The 26,518-nt window shown below is 67.4% G+C and carries 26 protein-coding genes; 7 read left to right on the forward strand and 19 right to left on the reverse strand.

Translation table 11 applies throughout. The annotated features are described in order from the left end of the window. The first annotated feature begins 106 nt into the window (after positions 1–106). Together PAM7066_RS08585 and PAM7066_RS18585 are read left to right on the forward strand one after the other, a co-directional pair. Positions 107–1,480, forward strand: coding sequence for a GumC family protein (locus PAM7066_RS08585; RefSeq protein ID WP_085853746.1), 1,374 nt, complete (start codon positions 107–109; stop codon positions 1,478–1,480). 266 nt (positions 1,481–1,746) lie between these two features. Then, complete coding sequence (locus PAM7066_RS18585) at positions 1,747–2,232, forward strand: P-loop NTPase family protein (RefSeq protein ID WP_139214971.1); 486 nt, start codon at positions 1,747–1,749, stop codon at positions 2,230–2,232. On the opposite strand, the gene PAM7066_RS08595 is transcribed toward PAM7066_RS18585, so the two are convergent. Continuing rightward, on the reverse strand, positions 2,233–4,599 hold the full coding sequence (locus PAM7066_RS08595) for a hypothetical protein (RefSeq protein WP_085853748.1): 2,367 nt from the start codon (positions 4,597–4,599) through the stop codon (positions 2,233–2,235). A gap of 74 nt (positions 4,600–4,673) precedes the next feature. Continuing rightward, complete coding sequence (locus PAM7066_RS08600; RefSeq protein WP_085853749.1) at positions 4,674–4,934, reverse strand: spike base protein, RCAP_Rcc01079 family; 261 nt, start codon at positions 4,932–4,934, stop codon at positions 4,674–4,676. On the opposite strand from PAM7066_RS08600, the gene PAM7066_RS19705 reads away from it, so the two are divergent. After that, positions 4,839–5,249: a DUF6177 family protein gene (locus PAM7066_RS19705; protein ID WP_503121355.1), complete on the forward strand. Its 411-nt coding sequence runs from the start codon at positions 4,839–4,841 to the stop codon at positions 5,247–5,249. The two genes, PAM7066_RS08600 and PAM7066_RS19705, sit on opposite strands and share 96 nt — an antisense overlap. On the opposite strand, the gene PAM7066_RS08605 is transcribed toward PAM7066_RS19705, so the two are convergent. Then, positions 5,152–6,264, reverse strand: coding sequence for an alkane 1-monooxygenase (locus PAM7066_RS08605; protein WP_085853750.1), 1,113 nt, complete (start codon positions 6,262–6,264; stop codon positions 5,152–5,154). The genes PAM7066_RS19705 and PAM7066_RS08605 overlap by 98 nt on opposite strands. A 27-nt stretch (positions 6,265–6,291) precedes the next feature. Continuing rightward, a complete protein-coding gene (locus PAM7066_RS08610; RefSeq protein WP_085853751.1) occupies positions 6,292–7,335 on the reverse strand; it encodes an A/G-specific adenine glycosylase in 1,044 nt (347 codons plus the stop codon). Between the two features lie 63 nt (positions 7,336–7,398). Here PAM7066_RS08610 and PAM7066_RS08615 point away from each other — a divergent pair, with 63 nt between their 5' ends. Beyond that, on the forward strand, positions 7,399–7,911 hold the full coding sequence (locus PAM7066_RS08615; RefSeq protein WP_085853752.1) for a DUF721 domain-containing protein: 513 nt from the start codon (positions 7,399–7,401) through the stop codon (positions 7,909–7,911). Continuing rightward, positions 7,908–8,588, forward strand: a complete 681-nt coding sequence (locus PAM7066_RS08620; protein ID WP_085853753.1) for a DsbA family protein — start codon at positions 7,908–7,910, stop codon at positions 8,586–8,588. The genes PAM7066_RS08615 and PAM7066_RS08620 overlap by 4 nt, the downstream gene beginning before the upstream one ends. On the opposite strand, the gene lpxK is transcribed toward PAM7066_RS08620, so the two are convergent. The 6 genes from lpxK to PAM7066_RS08650 form a co-directional block, all read right to left on the reverse strand. Beyond that, complete coding sequence (gene lpxK / locus PAM7066_RS08625; protein WP_085853754.1) at positions 8,585–9,562, reverse strand: tetraacyldisaccharide 4'-kinase; 978 nt, start codon at positions 9,560–9,562, stop codon at positions 8,585–8,587. The genes PAM7066_RS08620 and lpxK overlap by 4 nt on opposite strands. Then, positions 9,562–10,704: a glycosyltransferase N-terminal domain-containing protein gene (locus tag PAM7066_RS08630; protein ID WP_085853755.1), complete on the reverse strand. Its 1,143-nt coding sequence runs from the start codon at positions 10,702–10,704 to the stop codon at positions 9,562–9,564. The genes lpxK and PAM7066_RS08630 overlap by 1 nt, the downstream gene beginning before the upstream one ends. Positions 10,705–10,713: 9 nt before the next feature. Beyond that, positions 10,714–10,959, reverse strand: coding sequence for a DUF4170 domain-containing protein (locus tag PAM7066_RS08635; protein ID WP_085853756.1), 246 nt, complete (start codon positions 10,957–10,959; stop codon positions 10,714–10,716). 73 nt (positions 10,960–11,032) lie between these two features. Further along, on the reverse strand, positions 11,033–11,797 hold the full coding sequence (locus tag PAM7066_RS08640; RefSeq protein ID WP_085853757.1) for a 3'(2'),5'-bisphosphate nucleotidase CysQ: 765 nt from the start codon (positions 11,795–11,797) through the stop codon (positions 11,033–11,035). Further along, positions 11,784–13,130 carry a TldD/PmbA family protein gene (locus PAM7066_RS08645; RefSeq protein ID WP_085853758.1) on the reverse strand — a complete coding sequence of 449 codons (1,347 nt, stop codon included), beginning with the start codon at positions 13,128–13,130 and terminating at the stop codon, positions 11,784–11,786. The genes PAM7066_RS08640 and PAM7066_RS08645 overlap by 14 nt, the downstream gene beginning before the upstream one ends. A gap of 62 nt (positions 13,131–13,192) precedes the next feature. Beyond that, positions 13,193–14,539 (reverse strand): DUF2125 domain-containing protein, encoded by a 1,347-nt coding sequence (locus PAM7066_RS08650; protein WP_085853759.1) that lies wholly within the window; start codon positions 14,537–14,539, stop codon positions 13,193–13,195. A 129-nt stretch (positions 14,540–14,668) separates the two neighbouring features. Here PAM7066_RS08650 and PAM7066_RS08655 point away from each other — a divergent pair, with 129 nt between their 5' ends. Together PAM7066_RS08655 and PAM7066_RS08660 are read left to right on the forward strand one after the other, a co-directional pair. Next, the gene (locus tag PAM7066_RS08655; protein ID WP_085853760.1) at positions 14,669–15,430 is read left to right on the forward strand and encodes an SDR family oxidoreductase; all 762 of its coding nucleotides are present in this window, start codon (positions 14,669–14,671) and stop codon (positions 15,428–15,430) included. 15 nt (positions 15,431–15,445) lie between these two features. Then, positions 15,446–16,084 (forward strand): enoyl-CoA hydratase/isomerase family protein, encoded by a 639-nt coding sequence (locus tag PAM7066_RS08660; protein WP_246799784.1) that lies wholly within the window; start codon positions 15,446–15,448, stop codon positions 16,082–16,084. Between the two features lie 416 nt (positions 16,085–16,500). Here the strand turns inward: PAM7066_RS08660 and PAM7066_RS18915 are convergent, their stop codons facing one another. The 9 genes from PAM7066_RS18915 to PAM7066_RS08700 form a co-directional block, all read right to left on the reverse strand. Continuing rightward, entirely contained in the window at positions 16,501–16,674 is a 174-nt protein-coding gene (locus PAM7066_RS18915; RefSeq protein WP_175484607.1) for a hypothetical protein, read from the reverse strand. Beyond that, positions 16,671–17,909 (reverse strand): formate dehydrogenase subunit gamma, encoded by a 1,239-nt coding sequence (locus PAM7066_RS08665; protein ID WP_085853762.1) that lies wholly within the window; start codon positions 17,907–17,909, stop codon positions 16,671–16,673. Before PAM7066_RS08665 ends, PAM7066_RS18915 begins: the two co-directional genes overlap by 4 nt. Positions 17,910–17,913: 4 nt before the next feature. Continuing rightward, entirely contained in the window at positions 17,914–18,507 is a 594-nt protein-coding gene (gene fdh3B, locus PAM7066_RS08670) for a formate dehydrogenase FDH3 subunit beta (protein WP_085853763.1), read from the reverse strand. 10 nt (positions 18,508–18,517) lie between these two features. After that, positions 18,518–21,661 (reverse strand): molybdopterin-dependent oxidoreductase, encoded by a 3,144-nt coding sequence (locus tag PAM7066_RS08675; protein WP_085853764.1) that lies wholly within the window; start codon positions 21,659–21,661, stop codon positions 18,518–18,520. 11 nt (positions 21,662–21,672) lie between these two features. Next, the gene (locus PAM7066_RS08680) at positions 21,673–21,867 is read right to left on the reverse strand and encodes a twin-arginine translocation signal domain-containing protein (protein WP_085853765.1); all 195 of its coding nucleotides are present in this window, start codon (positions 21,865–21,867) and stop codon (positions 21,673–21,675) included. A gap of 102 nt (positions 21,868–21,969) precedes the next feature. After that, positions 21,970–23,055 (reverse strand): c-type cytochrome, encoded by a 1,086-nt coding sequence (locus tag PAM7066_RS08685; RefSeq protein WP_085853766.1) that lies wholly within the window; start codon positions 23,053–23,055, stop codon positions 21,970–21,972. Further along, positions 23,052–23,609, reverse strand: coding sequence for a cytochrome c oxidase assembly protein (locus tag PAM7066_RS08690; RefSeq protein WP_085853767.1), 558 nt, complete (start codon positions 23,607–23,609; stop codon positions 23,052–23,054). Before PAM7066_RS08690 ends, PAM7066_RS08685 begins: the two co-directional genes overlap by 4 nt. Beyond that, complete coding sequence (locus PAM7066_RS08695; RefSeq protein ID WP_085853768.1) at positions 23,600–23,983, reverse strand: hypothetical protein; 384 nt, start codon at positions 23,981–23,983, stop codon at positions 23,600–23,602. Before PAM7066_RS08695 ends, PAM7066_RS08690 begins: the two co-directional genes overlap by 10 nt. A gap of 1 nt (position 23,984) precedes the next feature. After that, a complete protein-coding gene (locus PAM7066_RS08700; RefSeq protein ID WP_245749644.1) occupies positions 23,985–26,486 on the reverse strand; it encodes a cbb3-type cytochrome c oxidase subunit I in 2,502 nt (833 codons plus the stop codon). Between the last annotated feature and the right edge of the window lie 32 nt (positions 26,487–26,518).

Here is a 26,518-nt window from a genome sequence, read left to right on the forward strand (position 1 = left end):
CATGGTTAAGACTTCGTTGCGCCCGCCCCCGGTCCGTTCTTAACCCGATCTTCACCTCGCCTGGCCGAGGTTGCGCTCGACGCCTCCATCCACGGTCCCGATCGACATGCACGCATCCCGGCAACCTGCCCCGGCAGACATCGGCTACATCCTCGCCACGCTGCGATTCCGCTGGCGGTGGGTCGGGGTGCCGGTCGCGGTTTTCGTGGCGCTGGGGCTGCTCGCGCCCCTCTACCTCGGTGACCGCTACATTTCGGAGGCAACGCTGCTGGTCGAGCCGCCGCGCATCGCTGGCGACGGTGCCGAAGCGTTCCTCAACGAAGAGATCGAGACACTGCGCCTGGTCGAGCAGTATGCGTTGTCCGACACCTTCCTCACGGAACTCGCGGCCGCCTTGGGCGAGTTGGACGAAGGGCCCGCGGATCTGAACAAGCGCATCCGGATCACAACCACCGGCGGCCCCGCACGAGGCGCGCCCGGTGCGCCGATCACGGTCGATATCAGCTTCACCGCGCCCAAAGCCGAACTGTCAAAGCGCGCGACGAGCGAGATCGTCGCTTTCGTGTTGTCCGAGCATGCCGCCCGGCGCGCCGGCCGCGCGGACGGAACGCTGGCACATTTTTCGGGTGAGGCTGCCCGCCTCGGCGCAACGCTCGCCGCCGCCGAAGGTCGGCTGCGCGAATTCGAGCTGCGGAACCAGGCGTCACTGCCCGAATCGCTCGCCTTCCGCCGCACGCAACGCGCGGATCTGCGGGCTCAGATCATGCAGATCGACCGAGACAGGTCCGACCTCGAGGCCGAGTTGGCCGGCATCGCCGATCAGCCCCCGACGAACGCGTCCGAACAACTCGGCAGATTGCGCGAGGACCGAGCTGCGCTCGCCGCAGTGTTGTCGCCGACCAATCCCCGACTGGCGACACTCGACGCGCGGATCCGGGCGATTGAAGCGGATCAGGGTGCGGTAACGACCCCAAGCGCTGAGCCTCGCGCCGAACTGGAAGCCCGCCTGTCCGCGTTGACAGTTCAGCGCGAAGGCCTCGCAGCCGAGATCGACGCACTCTCGCGTTCCATCGAAGAGACACCGGGTATCGCGAGTGACCTGGCGACGCTGCAGCGCGACCTCCACGCGGCCGAGCGCAACTACGAGATCGCACTCGACAGGAAGGCAGGCGCCGAAGCAGGCGCGCAGGTGGACCGTCTGCAGGCGGAAGGTCGGATCGCCGTCCTGCACCCGGCCGTCTTGCCAGAGCACCCCGACGGGGCCGGACGCGCAACGCTGGCCGCGCTCGGCGGCGCGTTCGGGTTCTTCGCCGGCCTGTTCCTGCTGGTCGCCCGCGAGATGTTCGACACCACGATCCGACGCCCGCGCGACCTTCGCACAGCGCTGGACATCGATCCGTTCGCAGTGATCCCCGTTCTTTCGATGCCCACATCGCGGCGGCTCGGGTCGTTCAACACGAAACTCGGAGGGCTGAACTGATGCAGACGGAACCGATCTGGCACGACGCCTCCCCGCCGTTCGAAGACCCCCTCCCGTCCCGCGACGGAGGATCCGCGTGGAGCCAGCTGCCCCCGATCGCCCTCGACAGCGAAGCCTTGTGCGCGAACGGCATCCTCACGCGTCGCAGCCTTCCCGAATCGCGCCCGTTCGACGCGCTTCGGACGCGAACGCGCCAGCGGATGCGTGCTGCAGGATGGCGTCGCCTGGCGATTTGCTCGCCCACACCCGGAGGTGGAGCATCGACAGTGGCACTGAACCTCGCCTTCTCGTTCGCCCGGAAAACGGAAGATCGGATCGTCTCGATCGAGGCGAACCTCGCCGCCCCCAGCCACCTGCGCATCCTCGCTCAGCCGCCCCGCGAGGCCTCCGTGATTCGGATGTTCGAGGGCCGCGAGGATTTCGCGACGGTCGGCGTGCGTGCGGGACCGGCACTTGCCATGGCCTTCGCGACCCATCCGCGCGATGACGAATCCGACATCCTGCAAGGCTCCGGACTTCGCGTGGCTCTCGACCGGCTCGAGGCCCGATATTCGCCGCTCGTGACAGTCATCGACGCCCCACCTCTTTTAGAGGGGGACGCCGCGATGTCGCTGCTCGAGACTGCGGACTGCGCCCTGATCGTAGCCCGCGCCGACCGCGTCACCCGGGAAGAGCTCGACCTGGCGGAGCGGCTGGCCTCGGAACAAACGAACCTGATCGGCATCGTCCTGAATGGCTGCCGCTTCGCCTGATCACCCGAGTTTCGGCGTTCCCGCCACCAGCCACGTCCTGACGCCATCGAAACCGGTCCCGGCTTCGTGAATGTAGGGCGCGACCGTTTGGCCGCTGACCGAGTAGAACGGCTGACCGAGCGCTGCGATGCCCCCGTCGCCACACCCGGCATACCAGACTGACATGCGGTCCACACCGCCTGTGAACCCGTTGCTGCCGCCCGTCAGGAACTGCACGTTCCGATTGGTTTCGAACGTTGCGACATTCGGCTTGATCACCAGATCTTCGGCCCGCAGCCCATCCTTCCACAGTTGCACCCGCCCGGCGGCAAGATCGATGCTCACGACCAGGTCCACAAGCACGCCGAGTGCCAGCGTCGTCTGCATCGAGGGCACCGAGATCAAGCCGCCCGCGTCCATCATGAGAAGCCGTAGCTTTCCATCCGGCAGGCGCTGTAGCGTGACCCGCGCCCCCTCGACACCACCGAGATCCTGCGAAACCGTGCCAAGCGTCGGTCGAACGCGCCAATGCCAGGTGATTGCAGTCGTGTTCGAGGGAATGCGCGCGATGTCCCGCAAGATGACGTCGCCGGACGACAGGAACTGAGCGGCAGCGGGCAGAGTCGACCTGATCGCCTCCTGATCCGGCATCGGCGCAACGGCCACACCCTCGATCCCCGAGATTCCGACCACGGCCAGCGGCAGATCCTTCCAGATCGCCGCGAATTCGTCATCCGGCGCGGCAACGACGCCGGACGCCCCTCCCAGCCCGTAATCGAGCCGCGTCGTTCCGTCGAACGTCCCGGTGTTGGGATAGACGCGGATGCGACCGTCGACGATCTTGGTGGTATCCGCGGGTTTCCCGTTGATGAAGAAGCCCGCGAGTTCGCGCATGTGGGGCGGCTCGACCGGCGAAGGCTCGCCGCGCTCGAGCCGGGTCGTCGAAAGCCGCGGCGTCCGCCCCCGGGCGTCCTCCCACCACAGGTCGACATGGTTCGCAGTCCAAGCGGCGCGGTTGAGCACCGGCACGTCCGTGGAAACCCGCCCGAGCGCATAGAGCGCCGCGACCGCAGTATGACGGGCCCGGGCCGGCAAGCCGTCGTCAGTGTAAGCCGAAGGGTGCGCCGCGTCGGCCCAGTTGACCCAGGCATTTGGTTCGGGGTCGAAGCTTTCTGCGAAGCGGATACCGTCCCACTCCGTGGCCGTCGTCGGCGTTCCGTTCTGATACAGCAGGATTTCGGGACCCCTGGGGCGCATGATCGGCGCAAGCTGCGGATCGGCCGCCATCGCCCGGATCGACATCCGGGTGTCCTGCTTCTGCGCCCGAAGGCCGGGGATATAGTTGCCCTGCGCGTCCATCGTGAAATCTTCGAAGCGGTGCGGGCCGTGGAAGGCGAGTTTCGTCACGCCGGCATCGAACAACGCCGCGTCGCGCGCGTGGCCGGTCAGATCCCACAGGAAGTGGTCGATCCGGTAGGAGGTCCCTCCGTCGCTCATCACGCCGCCGAGGGGGAACACGCTGCCGTCGATGCGCGCCCCAGAATAGACGGGGTGGAACCGCACGCGGAAATTGTCGCCGGGCGCGCTGTCCGAGGCGGTCCACGTATCCATCACCACGCCGACATCGCCGCCATAGCCGCGCACGATCTCGACGGCGTCAGCAAGCGTCGCCTGCCAATCCCGATCCGGATTGCTGTCGTCGACAAGAGCCGTGCGACTGGTGCCCTGCTCGGTCGCATCGATCAGAAGCAGCGGCTCTCCCGGAGCATTCGCGGCGAAGACCGCCGCAAAATGCGCCAGCGAGGCTGTCAGCGGCGCAGCTTGCGAGACTGGGACGATTCCGTTCGCGCCATAGCTGCCGCCTGCGCCGTGGTCTGCCCACGTCAGGACGAACAGGCTGTTCTCGGCAAAGCTCGGGACAGTCTGGTAGCGGCGATCGTCGAAGACCGGATGGAACATCCGCGAGTCTTCGGACTGCCCGATCAGGCAGACGACGTGACCCACGAGGAACTCGTCCCCCATCCGGGTGATGACCGATTCGCCGGCGACGCGCAGTTCGGCCCTCAGTCGATGTGCGTTCCGCATTGCGAACGGAAATGCACCCGACCACGCCCCTCCGGTCACGGTGGCGATCGTCGCCCAGGGATGCACCTCTACCCCGTCAGCAGATCGGACGATCCGCGCCTCGACCTGGGCTCCGTCCAGCGCATCGCTCGTTCCTGACAGCGGGATGTCGGCCGAGTTCACCCCGCGAGCCGCACCCGAGTCGAAAATCGCCGGGCTTTCCCCGAAGGGTTCGGCCATGACCGTCCGGATGACTCGGCCGGCCTGCCGGGCCCCGGGCCGGAATGACGGGGCAGAGATTGCGATGCCGAGGCTCAGGTCCATGGCGATTTCCTTGATTGAATGCGGGTGCGCGAAAGGGTCGCGCGGCACGGCACACACCGCCCGCGCCCAGGCCGTCAGAAGAGGCCGCGGATCCCCGTGGCATCGGTGCCGGTGGCCCACACGCGCCTGGCCCGGATCGGAAAAGCGACGCCGGCTGCGATGCAGATCGTCTCGGTCGTGCCCGATACGGTCGTGATTCGAACGTTGCCGGTGTTCGACACGTTGATCGCCCGGGTCGCATAGGCCAGGTCGACGCGGTCGTCGGGCACGATCAAGGTGATGGACTCGGCGGGAGAAGACAGACCCGGCATGTGGCTGGAGAATGTGTCGGCCATGGTGAACCTCGTTGGCGGCTGGTTTCGGTCGCCCCGGGATATGCTGACTCGACCGTTAATGCGGCGTGGCACAACCGTACGGTGGTCCCGCTTGGAGCCACGCTATCGCAGGAGGAAATCGAGGATTGGCCGGTGAAAGCCGCGCCCGGACTTCCCGGAGCCGACGCAACGACACACTGCGGCGCGCGCACCGCGTACCACCAAACGTTGACAGACCTCAGCGCGGGCCGGGGTTCAGGCCCTTGTCGTAGGGGTGCCAATCCTCGATCTCGGAATAGAACTGCCGGCGCCATGCCTTCACGCGGGGGTTCATGATACGCTTCCAAAGCGGGGGGATCATCGCCGCGACGGTCATCACCGGGTAGCCGGCGGGAAGCTGCGGGGCCGCGTCCTCGGCATGGGTCTGCAACAGCGGAAACCTGCGGTCGGGCCGGGAGTGATGGTCAGAATGACGCTGCAAGTTGATCAACAGCCAGTTCGACGCCTTTTGGTTCGCGTTCCACGAATGCCGCGGCCGCACGCGCTCGTATCGCCCCTCGCCCAGGTGTTTCCGCGTCAGGCCGTAATGCTCGACATAGTTGACGAGCTCGAGCTGCCAGATCGCCACCCCTGCCTGGAACACCAGCAGTGCCACACCTTCCCATCCGCCCAGAAGCAACGCCAGCAGCAGGAACCCCGACTGCAAGCCCCAGTAGCGCCAGAACGGGTTTCCCCGGTCCCACCACGGCCGGCCCCTCCGCGCCAGCATCGCGGCCTCGGCCTTGAAGGAAGAGGTCAGGCTCTGTCCCAATACACGCGGGTAGAAGCGATGGAACCCTTCGTTGTAGCGCGCCGTCACCGGGTCGAGGGGCGTTCCGACATGGCGATGGTGGACGAGCAGATGCTCGGACCGGAAATGCGAGTATAGCACCATTGCGAGCAGCAGATCGCCCAACCACCGCTCGACCCGGTTTCGCTGGTGCATCAACTCATGGGAATAGTTGATCCCGATGGTCCCCGTCAGCACGCCGACGCCGAAGAAGATGCCGACGGTCTCCCAGAACCCGTAATCGGCGCGCGGAACGTACCAGATCAGGCCGAAGGTCCACAGGAACTGCAGCGGGAACCATGCCAGCGTGATGGCACGGTACCAGAACAGGTGCGCATCGGGTGTCGAAGGATCCTCGTTCGCGGTGTTCAGCCCGACGACGGCGTCGATGATGGCAAAGAGCCACCACGTCACCGCGGGCACCAACAGCACCCAGATGCCGCCCTTTGCGACGGCGAAAAGCGATGCCGGCAGGCAGACGAGCGACAGCCAGAAGGGCAAGGCACTTGTGAAGCGCGTCATCGCGTCAAACCCCCTCGTTCCGCCCCGCTAGGGCGCCGGGTCCGCAAGGTCGAAGGCCTTGCGCATCACCCTCGGCAGGTCCGACGGTCGGAACCTGTCTGACGTCATCCAGTCACCCCGCTCGGGCACCGCATCCGTCTCGGCCTTCATGATCGTCAGGATCAATTGAAAATGAGTGAAGGTGTGCCGCACCTCGCCAACCTCGCGCCACTCCGCCGCGACCGGAGGTACATGGTCCGGCACGGAAGTCGCCCAATCCGAGCCCGGCCACCCGAGCATCCCGCCCAACAGCCCCGTCTCCGGCCGCGTCTCGACCAGCCACGCGCCGTCCGGCCGCCTCGCGAGATAGGCGACGCCCCGACGCACGGGCTTGACCGATTTCGGCGCCTTCCGCGGCAAGTCGGTCGCCACCCCCTGCGCCCGCGCGGCGCAATCGGCCATCCACGGGCAGATGCCGCAGGCGAGACTTCGGGGCGTGCAGATCGTGGCGCCCAAATCCATCACCGCCTGCGCATAGTCGCCCGGACGCTCCGCCGGCGTCAGGGTCGCAGCCAGCCGCGCCAGTTCCTTCTTCGATCCGGGCAAGGGCGCCTCGACGGCGAAGACCCGCGCCATCACCCGTTCGACATTGCCGTCCACCACCGTTTCGGGGCGGTCGAAGGCAATCGCCGAGACAGCCGCCGCCGTATAGGGCCCGACCCCCGGCAGGGCGAGCAGCCCCTCGCGCGTGTCTGGAAAGCGCCCCCCGAGCTCTCCGGCCACCACGCGCGCGCATTTCAGCAGGTTTCGTGCCCGGGCGTAGTAGCCAAGGCCCGCCCATTCGCCCATCACCGCGGCGTCCTCGGCGGCGGCAAGATCGCTCACCGTCGGCCAGAGCGCGGTAAACCGGCGGAAGTAGTCACGCACCGCCGCCACGGTCGTCTGCTGCAGCATAACCTCGGACAGCCAGACGCGGTATGGATCGGGCCAGACGCCCGCCGCCCGCGCCGCCGGACCGATCCGCCACGGCATCTCGCGCGCATGCATGTCGTACCATGCAAGCAGCACTCCGGGGTCAGGCGCGTCACGCATCTTTTATGGCCTCCCTTCGCATCGGGGCTTTCCCCGCCCGCCCCAGCGCATAGATTGGCCGCGATGAGCCAGAGCCAGACGCCATATCGCCGCAAGTTCCGCAAGGGGCCCGTACGGGCCGCGACGCTGGTCGAGCGCGACATCCGACGCGTCGGCGAAAGCCGTGGCTTCGCCGTTTCGCGGCTTCTGACCCACTGGCACGAGGTCGCGGGCCCCGAGATAGCGGCGATCTGCCGGCCGGTGGACGTCTCCTTCTCGCGCGGGGGGATCGGCGCGACGCTGACAATCCTCACGACCGGCGCGCAGGCCCCGATGCTGCAGATGCAGACCGAGACGCTGCGCCGTAAGGTGAACGCCTGCTACGGCTACGACGCCATCCGGCGCATCCACATCACGCAGACAGCGCCGTCAGGCTTCGGTCCCGAAGCTCCGATGCGCGCCGAAGCGCCGTCGCGCCCCATCGATCCCGACGCCCGGTCCGAAGCCGCTTCGGTCTCGGACCCAGACTTGCGCGCCGCCCTCGAACGGCTGGGCACCAACGTGCGCGCCGACCGCCCCAGAAAGGACCATCCATGAACAAGATCGCCTCCATCGCCGCCGCGACCGCCCTCGTTGCGGGCGGCGCCTGGTACCTGCAAGATTCGGGCAGCGGGACCCCCGCGATGACGCCCTTCGCCCCTGCCCAGGCACAGGAATCGAGCGCGACCGAAGCCGAAGGCGAAGCGGTCGAGGTGCAGGAGATGACGCTCGGCAATCCCGACGCCGAGATCCAGGTGATCGAATACGCCTCCTTCACCTGCCCCCATTGCGCCAACTTCGCCGAAACCGTCTATCCCGAGCTGAAAGAGAACTACATCGACACCGGGAAGATCGAGTTCGTTCATCGCGAGGTCTATTTCGACCGTTACGGCTTGTGGGCCGGAATGGTGGCGCGCTGCGATTCCGACAAGTATTTCGGCCTCTCGGACCTGATCTACGAGCGGCAGCGCGACTGGGCGCAGGGCGAACCGGCCGAGATTGCCGAGAACCTCAAGCGTCTGGGCAAGACGGCCGGCCTCTCGGACGAGCAGCTCGAGACCTGCCTGGCGGACGGCGCCAAGGCCGAAGCCCTCTACGCGACGTTCCAGCAGAACGCCGAGGCGGACGACGTCACCTCGACGCCAACCTTCATCATCGACGGCGAGAAGTATTCGAACATGGGCTACGACGAATTCTCGTCGATCCTGGACGAGAAGCTCGGCGAAGAAGGCTAAAGGCCCAGATCGGCCAGCCGCGCCTCCAGTTGCGCGGCATCATCAATCTCAAGGCGCACCGGAAGCGTCAGGACCGAGCGCCTGAAGGACGCGGGTAAGCGCACCGCGTCCTTCTCCGTCGTGACAAGCTGCGCATGCGCCGCCGCCGCGTCCCGCGACAACCGCTCGAGCAGCGCCGGCGCAAAGACCTGATGATCGTCAAGCGGCACGCGCCCGACCACGTTGGCGCCCAGGTGGTCCAGCGTCTCGAAGAACTTGGCCGGCCGCCCGATCCCCGCGAAGGCAAGGACGCGCAAACCCGTCCAAGGCATGCCGGTCGGCAATGGGGCGAGTCGCCCAGTCATCACGGGCAGGGCAAGGTCGCCCCACGCCGCCCGAAATCCTTGCTGCGCGGCCGGCTCACCGATGGCCAGCAACAGGTCCGCCCGTGCAAGGCCGGCCGAGACAGGCTCGCGCAGAGGGCCGGCCGGAAGGACCCGGCCGTTCCCGAACCCCACCGCTGCATCCACGACGACGAGCGACATGTCCTTCACCACAGCCGGGTTCTGGAATCCGTCGTCCATGACGATCACATCGGCCCCGTCGGCCACCGCGGCACGGGCGGCGGCCGCGCGATCGGGCGAGACATGGACGGGCGCGAATTGCGCCAGCAGAAGCGGCTCGTCCCCCACCTCGTCCGCCCGATGTCCCGACGGATCGACCCGCAGCACCCCCCGGACCCGCGCGCCATAGCCGCGGCTGATCACGTGCGGACGGCGACCCCGCGCCATGAGGCGCATCAGAAGGTCCATCACGGCGGGCGTCTTGCCCGTCCCGCCGACATTGATGTTGCCGACGCAGATCACCGGCACGTCCAGCTTTTCCCCGTCCCGCGCCACGCGCCGCGCCGTCCCTGCGGCATAGACAGCCCCCAGCGGCCCAAGCGCGCGTGCCGCGAGGCCGGGCGGCGCGGACCAGAAGCGCGGCGGCCGCATCAGACGGGAATCCCGGCCAGCGTGTCGTCCACAAGCTCGAACAGGTAGGCTGCGGCCTCGGCCCCGGCGCTCGTCGCCTCCCACCCACGGGCTGCACGCTTGGCGGCCTCTTCGGGGTTGAGCAATTGCTCGACCGCTTCACCCAGACCATCGCCGTCACGCACCATGCGCGAGGCCCCCCTCTCGCGCAGCGGTTCGAGGTCGTTCGCGACCGCGCCGAGCCTCGGCCCATGGATCACTACCGAGCCGAGCGCGGCCGGAACCTGCGGGGACACGGGACTTCCCTTCCCCAGGATCGTTCCGCCCATATAGGTAATCGGCGACAGGCGCAGCCACAGCCCCGTCCTGCGGCCGGGCCGGCTGACGATGACCTGCGTATCCGACTGAACTTGCCCGGAGTCTTCGCACCAGCACCACTGCCACCCGCCTGCGTCGAGCTTCGCCTCGACCTCGGGATCCGACGTGGACAGCACCAGTACGAGGCGATGAGCCATCCGCGAGGCGCGGCGATGTGCGCCGAGGATAAGCTCGGTCTCTTCCCGTCCCGCGTCGAGCGCGTACCAGATCGGGCGGGTGGCCAGCGCGTCGGCCATGGCCTCCAGCGCCGCGGCATTGGCAGAGGGCGACATGGGCGTCGTCGAAAGTGGTCCGACGACCTCGAGCGCGGGACCTAACCTGGGGTCGGGCGCGCGCGCCAGCACCGCGTCGAACCGCGCCATCTCCTGGACCAGCGGAAGTGCCTGACGGGCCGGCTCGACATCGGCGGCGAAAAGCGGGATCCCCCGCGACAGCGCCTCGGCCCAGAGCGTGGGAAACGTGTCGGTGCCCGAGAAGATCGCGAGATCCGGCGACCAGTGGTCGAGGAAGGCGCGCGCGGCGGCCTGCGCGTCCGTGGGCGGCGGTGCGGTCAGGTCGGGGTGGGTACCCTGCCCCGTCGTCACGAAGCGCAGGTCGGGATGCTCGCGGCGGAGCCGTTCGAGCACGATGCGCACCCCCGCCGCACGGACACCCGCGCCGAAATGCGCCCAGATCAACCGCCCCTCGGGCCGCCCCTGCGGCGCCATGGCCGGACGGGGTCGGCGCGCCTGATCGCGCGCGGCGGCCAGGCGATGGCGCAAGAGGGTCAGGGAAAAGCCCGCCATGGCGGTGGCCTACTCGCCAAGCTCCTCGGTTGCCGAGGCCGCCGCTTCCTCGTCCCGGAGGCGATGGATGTGGGCGATGTAGTAGCGCATATGGGCGTTATCGACCGTCTTCTGCGCCCATGTCTTCCAGGCGTCGAAGGCGGATTTGTAGTCGGGGAACATCCCGACCATGTGGATCTCGGACACGTCCTTGAAGACGTTGCGAGCTGGATCGACGAGTTCTCCGCCGAAAACGAGGTGCAGGCGCTGGGTCATGGACATCTCCTTTCGTCCATCATGTATCGCGCCGGGCCCGTTTCCTCAATCCGCCCTTGGGACGGTCGTCCGCCTAGACCAGCGCATCCCGCACCCTGCCATGCAGCGTCGGGTTGGCGGCGACGATCCCGTCGCTCGCCCGACCCGGAGAGTTGAAGGTGAGCGGCCCGCCGTGGCGGTCGGTCACGCGCGCTCCGGCGGATTCGGCGATCAGCGCTCCGGCAGCGATGTCCCATTCCCAAGCCGGCCGCAGCGACAGCATGAGATCGGTGCGCCCCTGCGCCAGATAGGCCAGCCGATAGGCGATCGAGGGGCGGAAACTGCGCTGGAAGCTGGGAAGATGCCGCCAATGCTCGGCCGCGAAGGCGGCCTTGTTGGCCAGCACGCGCGCTCCGTCCGGGTCGGGGCGGGCCGAGACGCGCACCGGGTCGCCGTTCAGCCACGCCCCCTCTCGCGTCGCGGTAAATGTCAGGCCCCGCGCCGGCAGATGCACCACAGCTGCGGTCGGGCGGCCGCCCGAGACGACGGCAAGCGAGACCGCCCAGGTCTCTTCCCCCCGCAGAAAGGCACGGGTGCCGTCGATGGGGTCGAGGATGAAGCATTGCTCGCGCTCGAGCCGGTCCAGATCCTCGGGGCTTTCCTCGGACATCCAGCCATAGTTCGGCCTCGCCACCAGAAGCGCGTCGCGCAGGGCATCGTCCACCTCGATATCGGCGACCGAGACGGGGGAGGCGTCCTCCTTGATCCACGTCTGCGGCGCCCCCTGCCAGTGGGTGCGGGCGATCTCGCCGGCGGCACGGGCGGCGTCGATCAGCAGGGGCAGATCAGTCGCCGGCAAGGGTCATCCCTTCGACCAGCAGCGAAGGGACACGGCGCGACAGGTGCTCGCGCGCATCGTTGGCGGGAACCAGACGGCGCAGCATGTCGGGGAGGTGGCCGGCGATGGTGATCTCGTTGACCGGGTAGGCGATCTCGCCGCCCTCGACCCAGAAGCCCGATGCCCCGCGCGAGTAGTCGCCCGTATTGGGATTGATCGTCGCGCCGATGAAAGAGGTCACCAACAGCCCCGTTCCCATGTCGCGCAGCAGATCGTCCCGTGTGCGGTCGCCCTGCGTCAGGGTCACGTTGGTCAGGCTGGGTGACGGCGGCGCGGACGTCCCGCGCGCGGCATTGGCCGTGCTCTCGAGCCCCAGCTTGCGCCCGGTGGCGAGGTCGAGGGTCCAGCTGCGCAGGATACCGTTCTCGACGATGGTGCTGGGGTGCGTCGCAAGACCCTCTGCATCGAAGGGCCGCGATCCGGCGACGCGGGGGCGGTGCGGATCCTCGGTCAGGGACAGGGCCTCGGGCAGGACCTGCGCATCCATCAGCCCCCGCGCCCAGGACGCGCCCCGGGCGATGGCGGTGCCGTTGATGGCGGTCAGCAGGTGGCCGATCAGCGACGACGAGATCCGTTCGTCGAAAAGGATGGGATAGCTGCCCGTCTTGGCGCGCCGGGGCCCTGCCATGGCGGCCGCGCGCTCGCCCGCAATGCGGCCGATCTCGGCCGGGTCCGGCAGGTCGGCGGCGTGGGTGCGGCTGTCGCCGTGGAACTCGCGCTCCATCTTCAGACCCTCGCCGGAAATGGCGACGCAGGACATCGACGACCCGGTGCGCCGATAGCCGGCGGAAAAGCCGTTCGTCGCGGCCAGGTGGATGTCGCGCATACCCCACGATGCGGTCGCACCCTGCGTGCTGGCCACCCCCTGCACGCCAAGCGCCGCGGCCTCGGCGGCGCGGGCCATGTCTTCGAGCTGAGCCGGCGTCGGCTCCGCGGCATCGTCCGCCAGATCGAGGCTGGCGGCCGACGTGTCCGCGGCAAGCTGCGCCGGATCGGCAAGGCCGGCGCCGGGGTCCTCGGGCGCTTCGCGGGCCATGGCCACGGCGCGCTCGGCCATCTCGGCCATCGTGCGCGGCGTCAGGTCCGAGGCCGAAACGCAGGACTGCCGGCGCCCCAGCAGGACGCGCAACCCGATCTCGACGCCTTCGGACCGCTCGGCCTGTTCCAGCGTTCCGCCCCGCACATCGATCGACAGCGACGCATCGCGGACCGCGATCGCGTCGGCGGCCTCGGCCCCGGCCCGTCTCGCGGCATCGAGAAGGGCGGCAGAGAGCTCGGCGAGGCTGTCGGTCATGAGATGTCCTTGAAGTCCGGGGCTTGCCACAGGTAGTGCCCCCGCGCGGCGCTGCCAAGCCGTCAGGGCAACGTGAGCACCCTGCGACCATTGAGGCTGACCCCGCCCTGCGGCCCGATGTCGACATTGCTCTGAAGCTCGTCCGGCCCGTCGCCCTCGGTGGTGAAGAAGCCCAGTCCCATCCGCATGCCGACGAGGTTCCCCGTCGAGATCGTCCCGAGCGCGTCGAGCTGGTCCAGGAGGCTCATCGCACCTGCCAGGTTGAACGAGAACGAGCCTACCGGCCGGCCATATGGCCGTTCCCCGCCAGCCTCCTGGAACAGGACCGACCCGCTGCCGGTCAGCGTGGTGCCGAGCGCCGACAGGGCGAATTCGTCCAGCCCGAGCCGCTCGGGCGACAGTTCGGTCGGGCTCCGTCGCAGGATCTGTCCGCTGAGCGCGAGGCGAAGGTCGGCAGGCTCGCGCGGCAGTTCCCCCGCCGGATCGAAAAGCTGCCACGCCTGCTCGGACACCGTCAGATCGGTCACGTCGAGCTCGAGCGACACCGGCGCCGGCTCGTCCGAGATCGCGACGGAGGTGACGAGACTGAGAGCCACCTCTTCGGCGGTGGCGCTCGCGTCGGGCAGCGGCACCTCTTCCCCCGCGGCGGCAACCTGCACCTCGGCGAGGCTCTGCTCCAGCGTCGCCACGCCCTCGGTCACGGTGATCGCATCCCGCGTGGCACCAGAGGTGATCGTGAACGTGGGGGCGACATCGTCCCGCGGCGTAAGGCTTTGCGTGCTCGATGCAGCCTCGACGGTCAGCGCCAGGTCCGGCGTCGGCGCCCCCTGGATCAGATCGGCCAGCGCGTCGAGCGGCCCGTCGAACTGGACGGACAGGTCGCGGCGGGCGGCCGAGAAGGCCGACAGGTCCTCGGTCGCCTCGCCCGCGACCGACAGGCTGTCGGCGGACAGGTCGAACCCGTCGCTCGCGAGGGCGCCCGACAGCTCGACGGCCACGACGGACAGGAGCTGCCCCGTCCCTTCGAGCGGGACGCTCAGCCTTGGCGCGTCGATCCGGTAGGTCGGGGCCTCGGCCGCACCCGTGGCGAGGATCGTCGCACCGGGGGCGTCGACGGCGGCGGTCAGCTCTCCGCTTTCCACGGTCCACTCCTCGGGTAGCGTGACCCTTGTGCCTTCACCCTCGGACGTAAGCGTCATCTCGCCGATCTCGGCCGACAGCGTGCCGATCTCGACCGTGGCACCCGTGATCCGCAGCGCATCGCCATCTGCGGGCACGGCATCGCCCGTGGCGGTCAGCGTCCCCTCGCCCGACTGCCAATGCGCCCAAAGCGCGTTGGGCGCGACCTCGGCCTGCAAAGGCAGGGCGAACAGCGCGATAGGGGCAGCGAGGCGAAGGTCGCGGCGCATGGGGCGTCCTTTCGGGAAGCACTTGCAAAGACGGCCAAACGATGGCCTGTCACGGCGACCTGTCAAGTCCATCGGTGGACAGTCGGGCATGCGGATCTAAGCTGGCGGCGGCTTTCAGGAGGGAACGGGATGAGCGATCTTACAGGCAAGGTGGTGCTGGTCACGGGCGCGAGCCGCGGGATCGGCGCGGCGGCGGCGCGGGCATTCGCCGATGCCGGCGCCATTGTCGGCCTGATCGCCCGGTCGAAGGACGAGATCGCGACGCTCGCGGGCGAGCTGGGAGCGGATCGGGCGCTGGCCATCACCTGCGACATCACCCGGTTCTGGGAGGTCAGCGCCGCGGTCGATGCCATGATCCAGTCGTTCGGACGTCTCGACGTGCTGGTGAACAACGCGGGCGTCATCGAGCCGATCTCGCCCCTGGACGAAACCGATCCCGAGGCGTGGGGCCAGCTGATCGACATCAACCTGAAGGGCGCGTTCCACGGCATCCGGGCCGCCGCCCCCGTGATGAAGCGGCAGGGCGCGGGTACGATCATCACGATCTCCTCGGGGGCTGCATCCCGGCCGATCGAAGGGTGGTCGGCTTATTGCGCCTCGAAGGCCGGCGCGAAGATGCTGACCGAAGCGGCCGATCTGGAACTGCGCGGCCAAGGGCTGCGGGTGATGGGACTGTCGCCCGGCACGGTCGCGACGGACATGCAGAAGGTCATCAAGAGCTCTGATGTGGACAACAGGGTGCGCCAGCTCGAATGGGACGACCACATTCCGCCAGAGTGGCCGGCACGCGCCCTGGTCTGGATGGCCGGCCCGGCCGGAGACGACCTGTGCGGGCAAGAGGTCTCGCTTCGGGACGAAGACGTGCGGCGAGCGGTCGGGCTTGTCGACTGATACCGGCGACGCGCCATGTGCGAGACGATAACGAAAGGGGCGCGGATGGCGGCGGTACGGGTCGAGCGTGAGAGTGGACTGACCTGGATCGTGCTGGATCGTCCCCGGAAGGCGAATTCGCTGACGGCGGAGATGCTGGAGAGCGTGCGCGACAACGTCCGCGCGGCGACGACACCCGCACTCGCGATCACCGGAACGGGGCGCGTGTTCTCGGGCGGAGCGGACCTTCCGGCCGCGCGCGCGGGGCTAGCGGCCTCACCGCTGTGGGAGGAAGTCTCGTCCGCGGTCGCGAACTTTCCCGGCCTGACAGTGGCCGCGCTCAACGGGTCCTGCGCGGGCGGTGCGCTCGGCATGGTGCTCGCCTGCGATTGCAGGGTGGCGGTTCCGGGGGCGACGTTCTTCTACCCGGTGATGAAACATGGCTTTCTTCCCCCGCCGTCGGATCCCGTCCGCCTCTCGGCCCTGATCAACGCGGGGCGGGCGAAGATGATGCTGATGTGCGGGGCAAAGGTCAGCACCGAAGAGGCTTGCGCTTGGGGCCTTGTCGACCGCGTGGTCGAGGATGCCCGGGCCGCGGCGACCGCTCTTGCAGCCGATGTGCTGGCCGGGCCGGAGGGGCACGGCGCCACCCTCAAGGCGCTGTTTCCGCGTTAACGGCACGTTAGGACTGGCGGGGCTATTCAGGGCGGCGAAATGTCACGGCGCGCAGTGGACAATGGTCGTAATCGACCGACCCGATGCGCGTCTTGGCAGGCGCCGACGAGTTGCAGACCGTGTGTAAGTCCCACCCACCCGGCAATTCGAAGGCACCCGGTGATCAGCGCCCGAAGTTGGCGCTGATGGCCCGCTTTGCGAAGACGGTCTCCTGGTGGGGGCGCGTCTCGCGACTGCCGACCGCGCCCTCGGGGGCGCAAGCGATGCGACAGGCGAGACCATCGGTCGTCAGAACGGCACCGAGCGCCCGCATTCGATCTTGCGCCAACGTAGAAGTACCCAAACCCGCTACTGCCGAAGATAAGCGCGGAAAGGGCGCCGCCCACCGGACAACGCCCCGCCTGGCCTTGGGCCGACTACTCGGCGCCCGCCACCTCTCCACCGACCGTTTCATCGATCAGGTGGTCGTTCAGGTGCAGGTTGGGGCCGTCGTATTTCAGCTCGGTGGGGATATAGAGCGTCTCCATCCCCACGAGCATGACCACGGCCAGAACCACGGCGACGGTGACGCCCGAAAGAAACGATATCATTCCGCAGGTCCCCTCTTCCTGTCGATCTCCTCGAGCCAGAGATCATGGTGTTCGGCGGCCATGTTGCGATCCACGTCGCCGGTCCACATCGCCCAGAACGCGCCCTGCATCCCGACCGAACCGATATAGATGTGCCCGAGGATCACCGCGATCATCAGCACCGCCACGATCGCATGGGTAAGCATCACCCACCCCATGCCGTTGATGTCCAGCCAGAAGAACGGGAACATCAGGGTGATCCCCGAAAGAACCAGGATTCCGCCGCCCAGGATCACCGACCAGAAGATCAGCTTCTGGCCCGCGTTGAACCTGCGCGCCGAGGGATGGACATCGTCCCGGAACAGGCCGCCGCCCTGCTTCAACCACTGAAGGTCCAGCTTGGATGGCAGCGCATCGCGTATCCACAGGATGAACATCGTCAATATGCCGAGCGCGAAGGGAGGGAAGAACATCATGTGGCCCCAGGTGGCCAGCCATCCGGTCTGGCCCAGGACGTAATCGCCGAAGGGAAGGATCAGCGTATCGCCGTAGGCGATGACGATGCCCGTCAATGCCAGCATCACGAAGCTGCCGCTCGTCATCCAGTGTGTCGCTCGTTCGATGAAGCCGAACCGCTCGACCTTTCGCCCGGACTTGCCGCTCGAAATTGGGACGCGGCCCCGGATCGCAAGGAAAGCGGCCAACAGGAACGCGAAGCCGAGGATGGCGAGCGCGCCGAGATGCGTGGCGAAATCGGCCATGCCGAGGCGCCAATCGCGGGCGAAGGGTCGCTCGTATACTTCCGCGCCGACATAGGGCAGCGACGAAATGCCCTCCACCCGGTCAGTGCCGCGGACCATCGGCAGGGTCTCTCGGGACGGATCGGACCAGGCGAGGGTCTGCAGCGCCGATGGCGTCTCGATCTCTTCGCTTATCATCTGGGTCTCGGAGCCGACCTGGTAGGTGCGCTGGTTTTCCGGGCTTGGGCCGAAGACCTCTCGCGGTCCCTGCAGGGTTGCGCGTTCGCGGAGCAGTTCGTCGGTCCCGACGCCGGAAAGGCCGGACTGCACGTTCGAAATGGGCGGCGTGCCCCAACGGTACTCGGGGATCGTCCGCGCGTCGTCATCGAAGATCTCGAAGACCTGCACGGCAAGAAGAACCAGAAGGACGAGCGCCACGATGGCCCCCCCGATCCGATAGCCGGCACCACCCGTACTTGGCGGAGCTCCGGCGCCAGCGGCGTGCGTCATCGTCATGATATCAAGCCTCCTCCGGGTAGTACGCGGTCTCCCAGCCCCATGCGCCCGAGCCGAAGCCCCGCGCCAGCACTCTCTCGCGATAGATCTCGCCGATCACCTCTCCGTCGCCGGCCAGAAGCGCACGTGTCGAGCAGACCTCGGCGCAGATCGGCAGCTTGCCCTCGGCGATGCGGTTCCGGCCGTATTTGCGGAACTCGGCCTCGGAGCCGTTCTCTTCGGGACCGCCGGCGCAGTAGGTGCACTTGTCCATGATGCCGCGCGTGCCGAACAGGGTCGCACGCGGGAATTGCGGCGCACCGAAGGGGCAGGCGTAGAAGCAGTAGCCGCAGCCGATGCAGTTGTCCTTGTTATGAAGAACCACGCCGATGTCGGTCTGGTAGAGCGTGTCGGTCGGGCAGACCGCCACGCAGGGTGCATCGGTACAGTGCATGCAGCTGATCGCGATGGATTTTTCGCCGGGCGAGCCGTCGTTGATCGTGACGACGCGGCGGCGGACCATGCCCCAGGGAACCTCGTGCTCGTTCTTGCACGAGGTCGCACAGGCGTTGCACTCGATGCAGCGGTCCGTGTCGCAAAGAAATTTCACGCGTGCCATTATGTGCTCCTTACGCCTGCTGGATGCGGCACAGGGTGGCCTTGGTTTCCTGCATCTGGGTCACGACGTCGTAGCCGTAGGTCCATGCAGTGTTCGCGGCTTCGCCCGCGACGACGGGGGCGGTGCCTTCGGGATAGCGGTCGGTCAGATCCTCGCCCATGAAGAAGCCGGCGAAGTGGAACGGCATGAACACCGTGCCCGGCCCCACGCGAGGCGTCACCAGCGCTGCGACGTTCACCCGACCTTCGGGCGTCTCGACCCAGATCTGGTCCCCGGTGGAGATACCTGCGGTTGCCGCGTCGACCGGATTGACCTCGGCGAACATCTCCTGCTGGAACTCGGCCAGCCACTTGTTCGACCGGGTTTCGTCGCCGCCGCCTTCGTATTCCACGAGGCGCCCCGAGGTCAGCACCATCGGATACTCGTCCGCGAAGTTGACGTCCTGGATCGACTTGAACATGACCGGCAGGCGCCACAGGCGGCGGTCGTCATAGGTCGCGTATTTCGGCAGCAGGTCGCGCCGGTTGGTATAAAGCGGCTCGCGATGGAGCGGCACCGGGTCCGGGAAGTTCCAGACATAGCCGCGCGCCTTGCCGTTGCCGTAGGGCGCCAGCCCGTGAAGGATCGCGACCCGCTGGATGCCGCCCGACAGGTCGGTCTTCCAGTTGACGGCCTCGATCTTGGCCTGGATGCTCTTGGACTGCCCCTCGGGCACATCTTCGTTGTTCGCGATGTAGGCCTGGATCGCGATGATCGCGTCACGCGGATAGGCCGAGTACTGCTGCGTGATCTCCTGCGTGGGTTCCTTCGCCCGGCCGCCCTGACCGCCCTGCCACGAGCCGTCGATATCGGTCGCTTCGCCGGCACCCATGCGGCTCAGTTCCGGCAGGGTCAGGTTGTTGATGCGCGCCTGCGCGTCCTCTTCCGAGATGTTGAAGAGGTCCCATTCGAACGCATCGGCACCGACCATCGCGATCATCAGGCGCTCTTTCGCCGTCAGTTCGCCGGAATAGCCGAGCGCGTGCAGCACCCCGAGCGTCATCTCGGGATAGCCGTCCTCGATCGCGGAGCCGACGTTGTAGCTGTCTTCTGCCAGAAGGTTGTTGCCCTCCCACTCCACGCCCCAGCGGGCGCGGAACGGCATGCCGCCTTCCGCCACAGTCTTGTCGATCCGGTAGAGGATGGGCGAGCCGGGATGGTTGAACTCGGGCGTGCCCCAGGCCGGCCAGGGATAGCAGTAGTACTCGCCCTCGACCGGGGTGCCGGGCTTGCCCAGCAGCGTGTTGCCGTCGAACATCTCCTGGTAGCGCATGTGGCGCTTCAGCTTTTCGGCGCTCTGGCCGGTATAGCCGATGGTCCAGGTCCCGCGGTTGATCTCGGCCAGCAGGCTTTCGGCCTGCGGGTTCTTGTCGATCACCTCGATGTGCTTGAACATCTCGTCCGCGAAGCCAAGCGCCTCGGCGAGCAGGTAGGTGATCTCGTAATCCGTCTTGGATTCGAACAGGGGCTCGAACACCTTGTCGCGCCACTGCACCGACCGGTTCGAGTTCGTGACCGATCCGTCGCATTCCGCCGTGGTCGCGGCGGGCAGCAGGTACACGTTGTCCTGCTTGCTCGTCATGATGGCAACCTGCGTGGGGTGCGGGTCGATCACGCAGAGCAGGTCCACCGTGTCCAGCGCCTTCATCTGGTCCGGGCCGCGCGCAATCGAGTTCGCGGCGTGGCCCCAGAACATCATGGCCCGCACGGGGTTCGGCTGGTCGATGGATTCGGCATCCTCGTTGATCGCGTCCATGTAGCGCGACAGGGGCATCCCCGCCGTCTCCATCAGCTCTTTCGAGACGAACTTGTCGCGGATGTACGCGTAGTCGGTGTCCCAGACGCGGCACCAATGCTTCCAGGCGCCTTCCTCGAGACCGTAATAGGCCGGCAGACTGTCCACGGCTACGCCGAGGTCGGTGGCGCCCTGCACGTTGTCGTGGCCGCGGAAGATGTTGGCACCGCCGCCTTCCTTGCCGATATTCCCCAGCACGAGCTGCAGGATCGACGCGGCGCGGGTGTTGGACGACCCGATCGTGTGCTGGGTCAGGCCCATGCACCACACCAGCGTGCCGGGCCGATACTCGGCCAGCGTCCGGGCGACGGCGCGGGTCTGCTCGGGCGGGATGCCGCAGACATGCTCCACCTCTTCGAGGGTCCACTTGTCGCACTCTTCGCGGACGGCCTCGATGTTCCAGACCCGCTGGTCGAGATATTCCTGATCCTGCCAGCCATTCTCGAAGATCTCGCGGACAAGTCCCCAGATGAAGCCGATATCGGTGCCGGGGCGGATGCGGACATATTCGTCGGCATGGGCGGCGGTGCGCGTGAAGCGGGGATCGACGACGATCATCTTTGCGCCGTTCTCGCGCCCGTTCAGGACGTGCAGCATCGAGACGGGGTGCGCCTCGGCCGGGTTGCCGCCGATGATGATGATCGACTTGGCGTTGCGGATGTCGTTGAACGTGTTCGTCATCGCGCCGTAGCCGAACGTGTTGGCCACGCCCGCAACGGTGGTTGAGTGACAGATCCGCGCCTGGTGATCGACGTTGTTCGTGCCCCAGTAGGCCGCCAACTTGCGGAACAGGTAGGCCTGTTCGTTCGAGAACTTGGCCGAGCCCAGCCAGTAGGCGGAATCGGGACCGTACTCGTCGCGGATGTCCATCAGCTTCTCGCTGATCTCGGAAATCGCCTGATCCCACGAGATGCGGGTCCATTCGCCGCCGACCCGCTTCATCGGGTATTTCAGCCGACGCTCGCCGATGGAGATCTCCCGCATCGCCGCGCCCTTGGCGCAGTGGGTGCCCTGGTTGATCGGCGACTCGAAGGCGGGCTCCTGGCCGACCCAGACGCCGTTCTCGACCTCGGCCCACATCGAGCAGCCGACCGAGCAGAACTGGCAGATGGTCTTCTTGAAATCGGGAAGATCGGACGCCTCGACGGCGGTGACCTGCGCTTGCGCCGTGCGGCGCGCGCCCGCGAACGCGGCGAGGCCCAGGCCGGCGACGCCGGAGGCCTGGAGGAACCCGCGGCGCGACAGGCCGGTGTCCGCGGCAGGCGCGATGGGAACGGGGCCGCGCGACCGGGTGGTTCGGGTAGATGTACGCTTCAGCATCGGGACCTCCGTTAGCTGCTGCGGGCCAGCGCGTAGTAGGCGCGGGTGTGGGGCGTATCCTTCAGGACGACGCGGCGATGATCGTCGGGCGCTGGCTCGGGTGCGAGCGGGGCAGCATCTGCGTCTTGTCCGATCGCGGTGGCGGCGCCGGCGAGCGCAGTGCCCAGCAGCACGTTCCGGCGCGAGAGCTTCGGCGTGTCACTCATCGCATTCCTCCCTTTGAACCACTTCGTCATTCGTTACCCTACGAGTATGACGCGATTTCACTCCAATGAAAGCGAGGAACTGTCGAATCTCATTCACATTTCTCAGTTTTCTCCGTCATTTATCCGATTTAATTCGTCGGGATTTCGGGACGAATACCACGCCGAGACCGCCTCGATTTCCGCATCCGAAAGGCGCGCCGCCGCCTGGTGCATGATTTCAGCGACCTCGGAACCGCCCCGCTCCCCGGCGCGCCAGAGCCTCAGCTGCGTCTCGAGATACGGCCGGTACTGACCGCTGAGCGACGGGTAGGCAGGGTTGATGGTTTCCGGCCAGGGGCCGTGGCAGGAGGCGCAGGCCGGCACGTCCGAACCCGGCGCGCCCTCGAGCGCGATGCGCCTTCCACGCAGCGTCAGCGAGGTTTCCGGCTCGGCCTCGCCCGTGGGCGACTCGGCAGCGAAGATCGCGGCGAAGCGCGGCAGATCTTCCACGGGCACCTCGGTCGCCGCGTGCTGCATGATGCCGCTGTCGCGCGCGCCCGTGCGGAAGGCGAGAAGCGCGCGGGTCATGTATTCCTCGCTCAGGATGTCGAGCCGCGGGATGTCGGGGTTGCCCGACACGCCCGTCTCTTCGTGGCAGGTCGCGCAATACGCGAAGCCGCGCGGGTCGGCCTTGGGCGCGGCGGTCAGGGCGTCGTATTGCTGCCGGTTCAACCCCTCCTGAACGCGGGTGAGGAAGGCGACCGTGGACCAGACTTCATCGGGGCGATCGGCGGGCCAGTGCGGCATGCCCGACATCTTTACGCCCTCGTAGACGATCCAGTGCAGCTCGCTCGGGCTCCAATCGCCCACGGCAGCCGTGATGTGCGGCGGCTCCGGCTTCATCGACAGCATGGTCGCCGTCCGCGCGTAGCCCGGGGCCGAGTGGCAGACCCGGCAGGCGGCGTCGAAATGCTTCGCCCCGAGGCTCGCCATCGCGTCTGTCAACTCGGGAGCCGCGCTTTCGGGCGGTGCACGGAAAGTCACGGCCTGCTGGTAAGTGGTGTGCAGGATCCACTTGACCCCCGGCAGGTGCCCCGCCCGCGCCGAGACGTTGTAGAGCCCGAAGCCCACGACCGCGCTCGCGCCGATGACGCCCAGGACGGCCAGCGCGGCGAGCGTCAGGAAGACGGAGCGGAGGTCGATCTTCATGGGCGGGCCTCGTCGGGGGAAAGCGCGCGGGCGGTAAGCCAGAGGCCGCCCAGAAGGTAGGCGGGCGTGCCGATGGCCAGCATGATCATGCCGCCGATCTGTTGCTGCTCGGGGCCGCAATAGGCGTAGAGCGCCGTGGGCGACAGGATGAGAAGTGCGCCCAGAAGCGTCATGTGCATCGAGGTCAGCAGCATCCCGCCTGCCCCGGCCAGGGACTCGGGCGCGCGGAGGGCCGAGGCCCAGGTGATCAGGCCGACAGCCAGGAAGCTCGCCTGTTCGAGCACGAAGATCGAGGGGCGGAAATAGGCGGCCTCGTGCAGGGCCGGAGCGTGCCAGCCCCAGATCGCGGCGAACTCGATCAACGCCGCAAGCAGCACCGACGGCGCGGGGATCGGTGGCAGGCCCAGCACCAGAAGCGGCGGGATCACCGCCACCAGCGCCATGTGGCGCAGCATATGCGCCGGGAACGGCCCGACCGACGGGCCCAGTGGCAGGACGTATAGCGCCACCAGCCCCACGGCCGCGAGGATCAAGGCGCCCGCCTTCACAGGCATGTCCCCGCGAACCAGACCGGCATCGTGTTGAAGATCACCGCAACGAAGGACAGGCAGGCGAGCATGAAACCGGCATGGCCAAGGAACTCGCGCCGGTGCTCGTCGGTGCTTTCCGAGTGGACGTAATCGTAATCGTCGAGGTAGTCCCACTGGGTCCACATCTTCAGCCCCAGGAACACGATGGCGACCTCTGCCGCCACCGTGTAGCCGGTGACGACGAGGGTCAGCGTATCGGGATCGCCAAGGTCCTTGGCGCACCAGATTGCGGCGGTACAATAGGCCAGCAGGAAATGGATCGCCCAGATCGTGGGCGCCAGGATCATCCGGAAGAGGTTCCGGTGCGCGGGCAGGTCCGGCTTTTCGTGTGCAGCCATCTCAGAGCATCCCCGGTAGCGCGCCGATCGTGAAGGCTGCGACCAGCGCCGTCACCAGAAGGAAGTGCCAGAACAGCACCGTGTTCCAGATCGGGGCGTCGTAGGTCGGCCGGATCTTCCCGAATATCGTCCCGGCGAGGCAGTAGAACTGCATGATGATGCCCGGGATCGTGTGCACCGCCGTCCAGACCGCGATGGCATAGAGGATCGCCGGATACACATGCGAGGTCGGATCCAGATGCAGGATCGACCAGACCAGCGCCCCCGCACCCAGTGCCGCGGCCAGTGCGCCGCCCGCCAAAAGGACCTGCGCCAGCGCCACCTGCCCGTCCCGGTTCAGCGGCCGCGCCACGCGCGTCGCCCCCCAGGCCGCGCCGTAGAGCACCGCCGATGCCAGCACCAGCGCGCCGTCGGCGTGCTCGGCCAGCGGCGGCGGAAACTGCTCCGAGGCGGTCCAGTAGAAGAACACCCCGAAGATCAGCGAGGCGAAGGCCGTCATGTCCCCCAGCATGGTGATGAATACGCCCCACCAGCCCGGTGCGGACGGCCCAGAGACATAGGTGGGCAACTGCAGGCCCATGCCGACGTCCTTCATCGGGTGCTCGGGGATCAGCGCGGTCGAGGTCCAGAGCCAGTAGATCACGCAGGCGGTCGCGAGCACCGCGCAGATCATGGCGGGGATATACATGTGAAAGACCGGCAGGATGAACGCGCCGCCGGTGAAAGCCGCTGCCCACATCGTGCACCATGCGGGGCCGGTGATGCGCGCGACGAATTGTGGCTGCGCGTCGATGGCCGAGGTCACGATGGTCTCGCGCAGCCCTTCCTGCGCGTCGGGAAGGTAGTAGCCGCCCGCGTCCATGCGCTCGACGATGCCGGGCTGATCCCACAGCGGGTTGCGCGAGGTCACGTAAGGGATCGACCGGACACCCCAGAACTTGTCCGGGATGTCGTGCGCCCACATCAGGTCGCCGGCGCCCCAGGGATTGCGCTCTTTCATCTCGTCGCCCTTGGGGCGCACCAGGTCCCAGGCGAAGACCAGGATGCCGGATGCGATGACGAATGCACCGATGGTCGACAGCATGTTGAGGTCGTCCCACCCCACGCCCGCGGGATAAGTATAGACCCGGCGCGGCATCCCCAGAAGGCCCGTCAGGTGCATCGGCAGGAAGGTCAGGTTGAAGCCGACGAAGGTCAGCCAGAAGCTGATCCGGCCCAGCCTTTCGGACATGCGCTGCTTGCGGATGAACGGGTAGAAGAAGTAGATGCCCCCGATCAGCGGAAACACCATGCCGCCGAACAGCGTGTAGTGCAGGTGCGCGACGATGAAGTAGCTGTCGTGGACCTGCCAGTCGAATGGCGCCAGCGCCACCATCACGCCGGTCAGCCCGCCCGCGGTGAAGATCGCCAGCGCCCCCGCGATCCAGAGCATCGGCAGGATCATCTTCACCCGCCCCGCCAGCAGCGTGGCCACGAAGGCGAAAAGCTGGATGCCGGTGGGGATCACCACCGCCTCGGACGCGGCCGAGAAGAACCCGAGCGAGATCGTCGGCAGCCCCGTCGTGAACATGTGGTGGACCCACAGCCCGAAGGACAGGAACCCCGTTCCCACCGCCGACAGGACGATCCAGTTGTAGCCCACCATGGGCCGCTGTGCCGCGGCGGGCACGATCATGGCGGCGACTGCGATCGAGGGCAGGAAGACGATGTAGACCTCCGGGTGGCCGAAGATCCAGAAGAGGTGCTGCCACAGAAGCGGGTCTCCGCCGCGCGCGGGGTCGAAGAAGGGCCAGTCGAAGCTGCGCTGAAGCTCGAACAGGAAATCGCCGGCGATCAGCGGCGGGAAGGCGAAGAGGATCATCACCCCGACGACCAGAACGTACCACGCGTAGAGCGGCATCAGGTTGATGCGCATCCCCGGCGGGCGGCACTTGATGGTGCCCACGATCAGCTCCACCGCTGCCGCGATGGAGGCAACCTCGATGAACGACAGGCCCAGAAGCCAGATGTCGGGGCCGACACCCTCGTCGATGGTCGAAAGCGGCGGGTACATGAACCAGCCCGCGGCCGGCGCTGCCCCGAACAGCAGCGACCCCATGATGAAGACGCCGCCGATCAGGAACGCCCAGAAGCCATAGGCCGACAGCCGCGGAAACGGCATGTCGCGCGCGCCGAGGAAGGCGGGCAGAAGCAGGATCGAGATCGCCTCGAACATCGGAACGGCGAAGAGGAACATCATCGCCGAGCCGTGCATCGTGAAGAACTGGTTGAAGCGGTCGGCCGAGATCAGGTCGTTGTCAGGCACGGCAAGCTGAAGGCGCATCACCAGCGCCAGCCCGCCAGCCATCAGCATGAAGACGAAGGAGGTCAGGGCGTACCACAGCCCGACCTCGGAGTTGTTGACCGCCGACCAATAGCGCCAGCCCTGCGGGGCGTACCACGCCTTCAAGAGACGATCGGCCGTCGCGCGCGACTCCTCGGGGTCGATCGGTGCGCTCAGCATCTCTTCGGTCGGGGGATAGGTGCCCTCGGCCA

Source organism: Palleronia marisminoris, from assembly GCF_900172315.1.
GTDB lineage: Bacteria > Pseudomonadota > Alphaproteobacteria > Rhodobacterales > Rhodobacteraceae > Palleronia > Palleronia marisminoris.

Bases quoted from the DNA above. Each gene is read 5' to 3' on its own strand.
- PAM7066_RS08690 (WP_085853767.1), bottom strand. From the start codon at position 23,609: ATGCCTGTGAAGGCGGGCGCCTTGATCCTCGCGGCCGTGGGGCTGGTG.
- PAM7066_RS08660 (WP_246799784.1), top strand. From the start codon at position 15,446: ATGTGCGAGACGATAACGAAAGGGGCGCGGATGGCGGCGGTACGGGTC.
- PAM7066_RS08665 (WP_085853762.1), bottom strand. From the start codon at position 17,909: ATGACGATGACGCACGCCGCTGGCGCCGGAGCTCCGCCAAGTACGGGT.
- PAM7066_RS08645 (WP_085853758.1), bottom strand. From the start codon at position 13,130: ATGACCGACAGCCTCGCCGAGCTCTCTGCCGCCCTTCTCGATGCCGCG.
- PAM7066_RS08620 (WP_085853753.1), top strand. From the start codon at position 7,908: ATGAACAAGATCGCCTCCATCGCCGCCGCGACCGCCCTCGTTGCGGGC.
- PAM7066_RS08600 (WP_085853749.1), bottom strand. From the start codon at position 4,934: ATGGCCGACACATTCTCCAGCCACATGCCGGGTCTGTCTTCTCCCGCC.
- PAM7066_RS08605 (WP_085853750.1), bottom strand. From the start codon at position 6,264: ATGACGCGCTTCACAAGTGCCTTGCCCTTCTGGCTGTCGCTCGTCTGC.
- PAM7066_RS08650 (WP_085853759.1), bottom strand. From the start codon at position 14,539: ATGCGCCGCGACCTTCGCCTCGCTGCCCCTATCGCGCTGTTCGCCCTG.
- PAM7066_RS08695 (WP_085853768.1), bottom strand. From the start codon at position 23,983: ATGGCTGCACACGAAAAGCCGGACCTGCCCGCGCACCGGAACCTCTTC.
- PAM7066_RS08635 (WP_085853756.1), bottom strand. From the start codon at position 10,959: ATGACCCAGCGCCTGCACCTCGTTTTCGGCGGAGAACTCGTCGATCCA.
- PAM7066_RS08585 (WP_085853746.1), top strand. From the start codon at position 107: ATGCACGCATCCCGGCAACCTGCCCCGGCAGACATCGGCTACATCCTC.
- PAM7066_RS08655 (WP_085853760.1), top strand. From the start codon at position 14,669: ATGAGCGATCTTACAGGCAAGGTGGTGCTGGTCACGGGCGCGAGCCGC.
- PAM7066_RS08610 (WP_085853751.1), bottom strand. From the start codon at position 7,335: ATGCGTGACGCGCCTGACCCCGGAGTGCTGCTTGCATGGTACGACATG.
- PAM7066_RS08685 (WP_085853766.1), bottom strand. From the start codon at position 23,055: ATGAAGATCGACCTCCGCTCCGTCTTCCTGACGCTCGCCGCGCTGGCC.
- lpxK (WP_085853754.1), bottom strand. From the start codon at position 9,562: ATGCGGCCGCCGCGCTTCTGGTCCGCGCCGCCCGGCCTCGCGGCACGC.
- PAM7066_RS08675 (WP_085853764.1), bottom strand. From the start codon at position 21,661: ATGCTGAAGCGTACATCTACCCGAACCACCCGGTCGCGCGGCCCCGTT.
- PAM7066_RS18915 (WP_175484607.1), bottom strand. From the start codon at position 16,674: ATGATATCGTTTCTTTCGGGCGTCACCGTCGCCGTGGTTCTGGCCGTG.
- PAM7066_RS08615 (WP_085853752.1), top strand. From the start codon at position 7,399: ATGAGCCAGAGCCAGACGCCATATCGCCGCAAGTTCCGCAAGGGGCCC.
- PAM7066_RS08700 (WP_245749644.1), bottom strand. From the start codon at position 26,486: ATGCTGAGCGCACCGATCGACCCCGAGGAGTCGCGCGCGACGGCCGAT.
- PAM7066_RS08595 (WP_085853748.1), bottom strand. From the start codon at position 4,599: ATGGACCTGAGCCTCGGCATCGCAATCTCTGCCCCGTCATTCCGGCCC.
- fdh3B (WP_085853763.1), bottom strand. From the start codon at position 18,507: ATGGCACGCGTGAAATTTCTTTGCGACACGGACCGCTGCATCGAGTGC.
- PAM7066_RS08630 (WP_085853755.1), bottom strand. From the start codon at position 10,704: ATGGCGGGCTTTTCCCTGACCCTCTTGCGCCATCGCCTGGCCGCCGCG.
- PAM7066_RS08680 (WP_085853765.1), bottom strand. From the start codon at position 21,867: ATGAGTGACACGCCGAAGCTCTCGCGCCGGAACGTGCTGCTGGGCACT.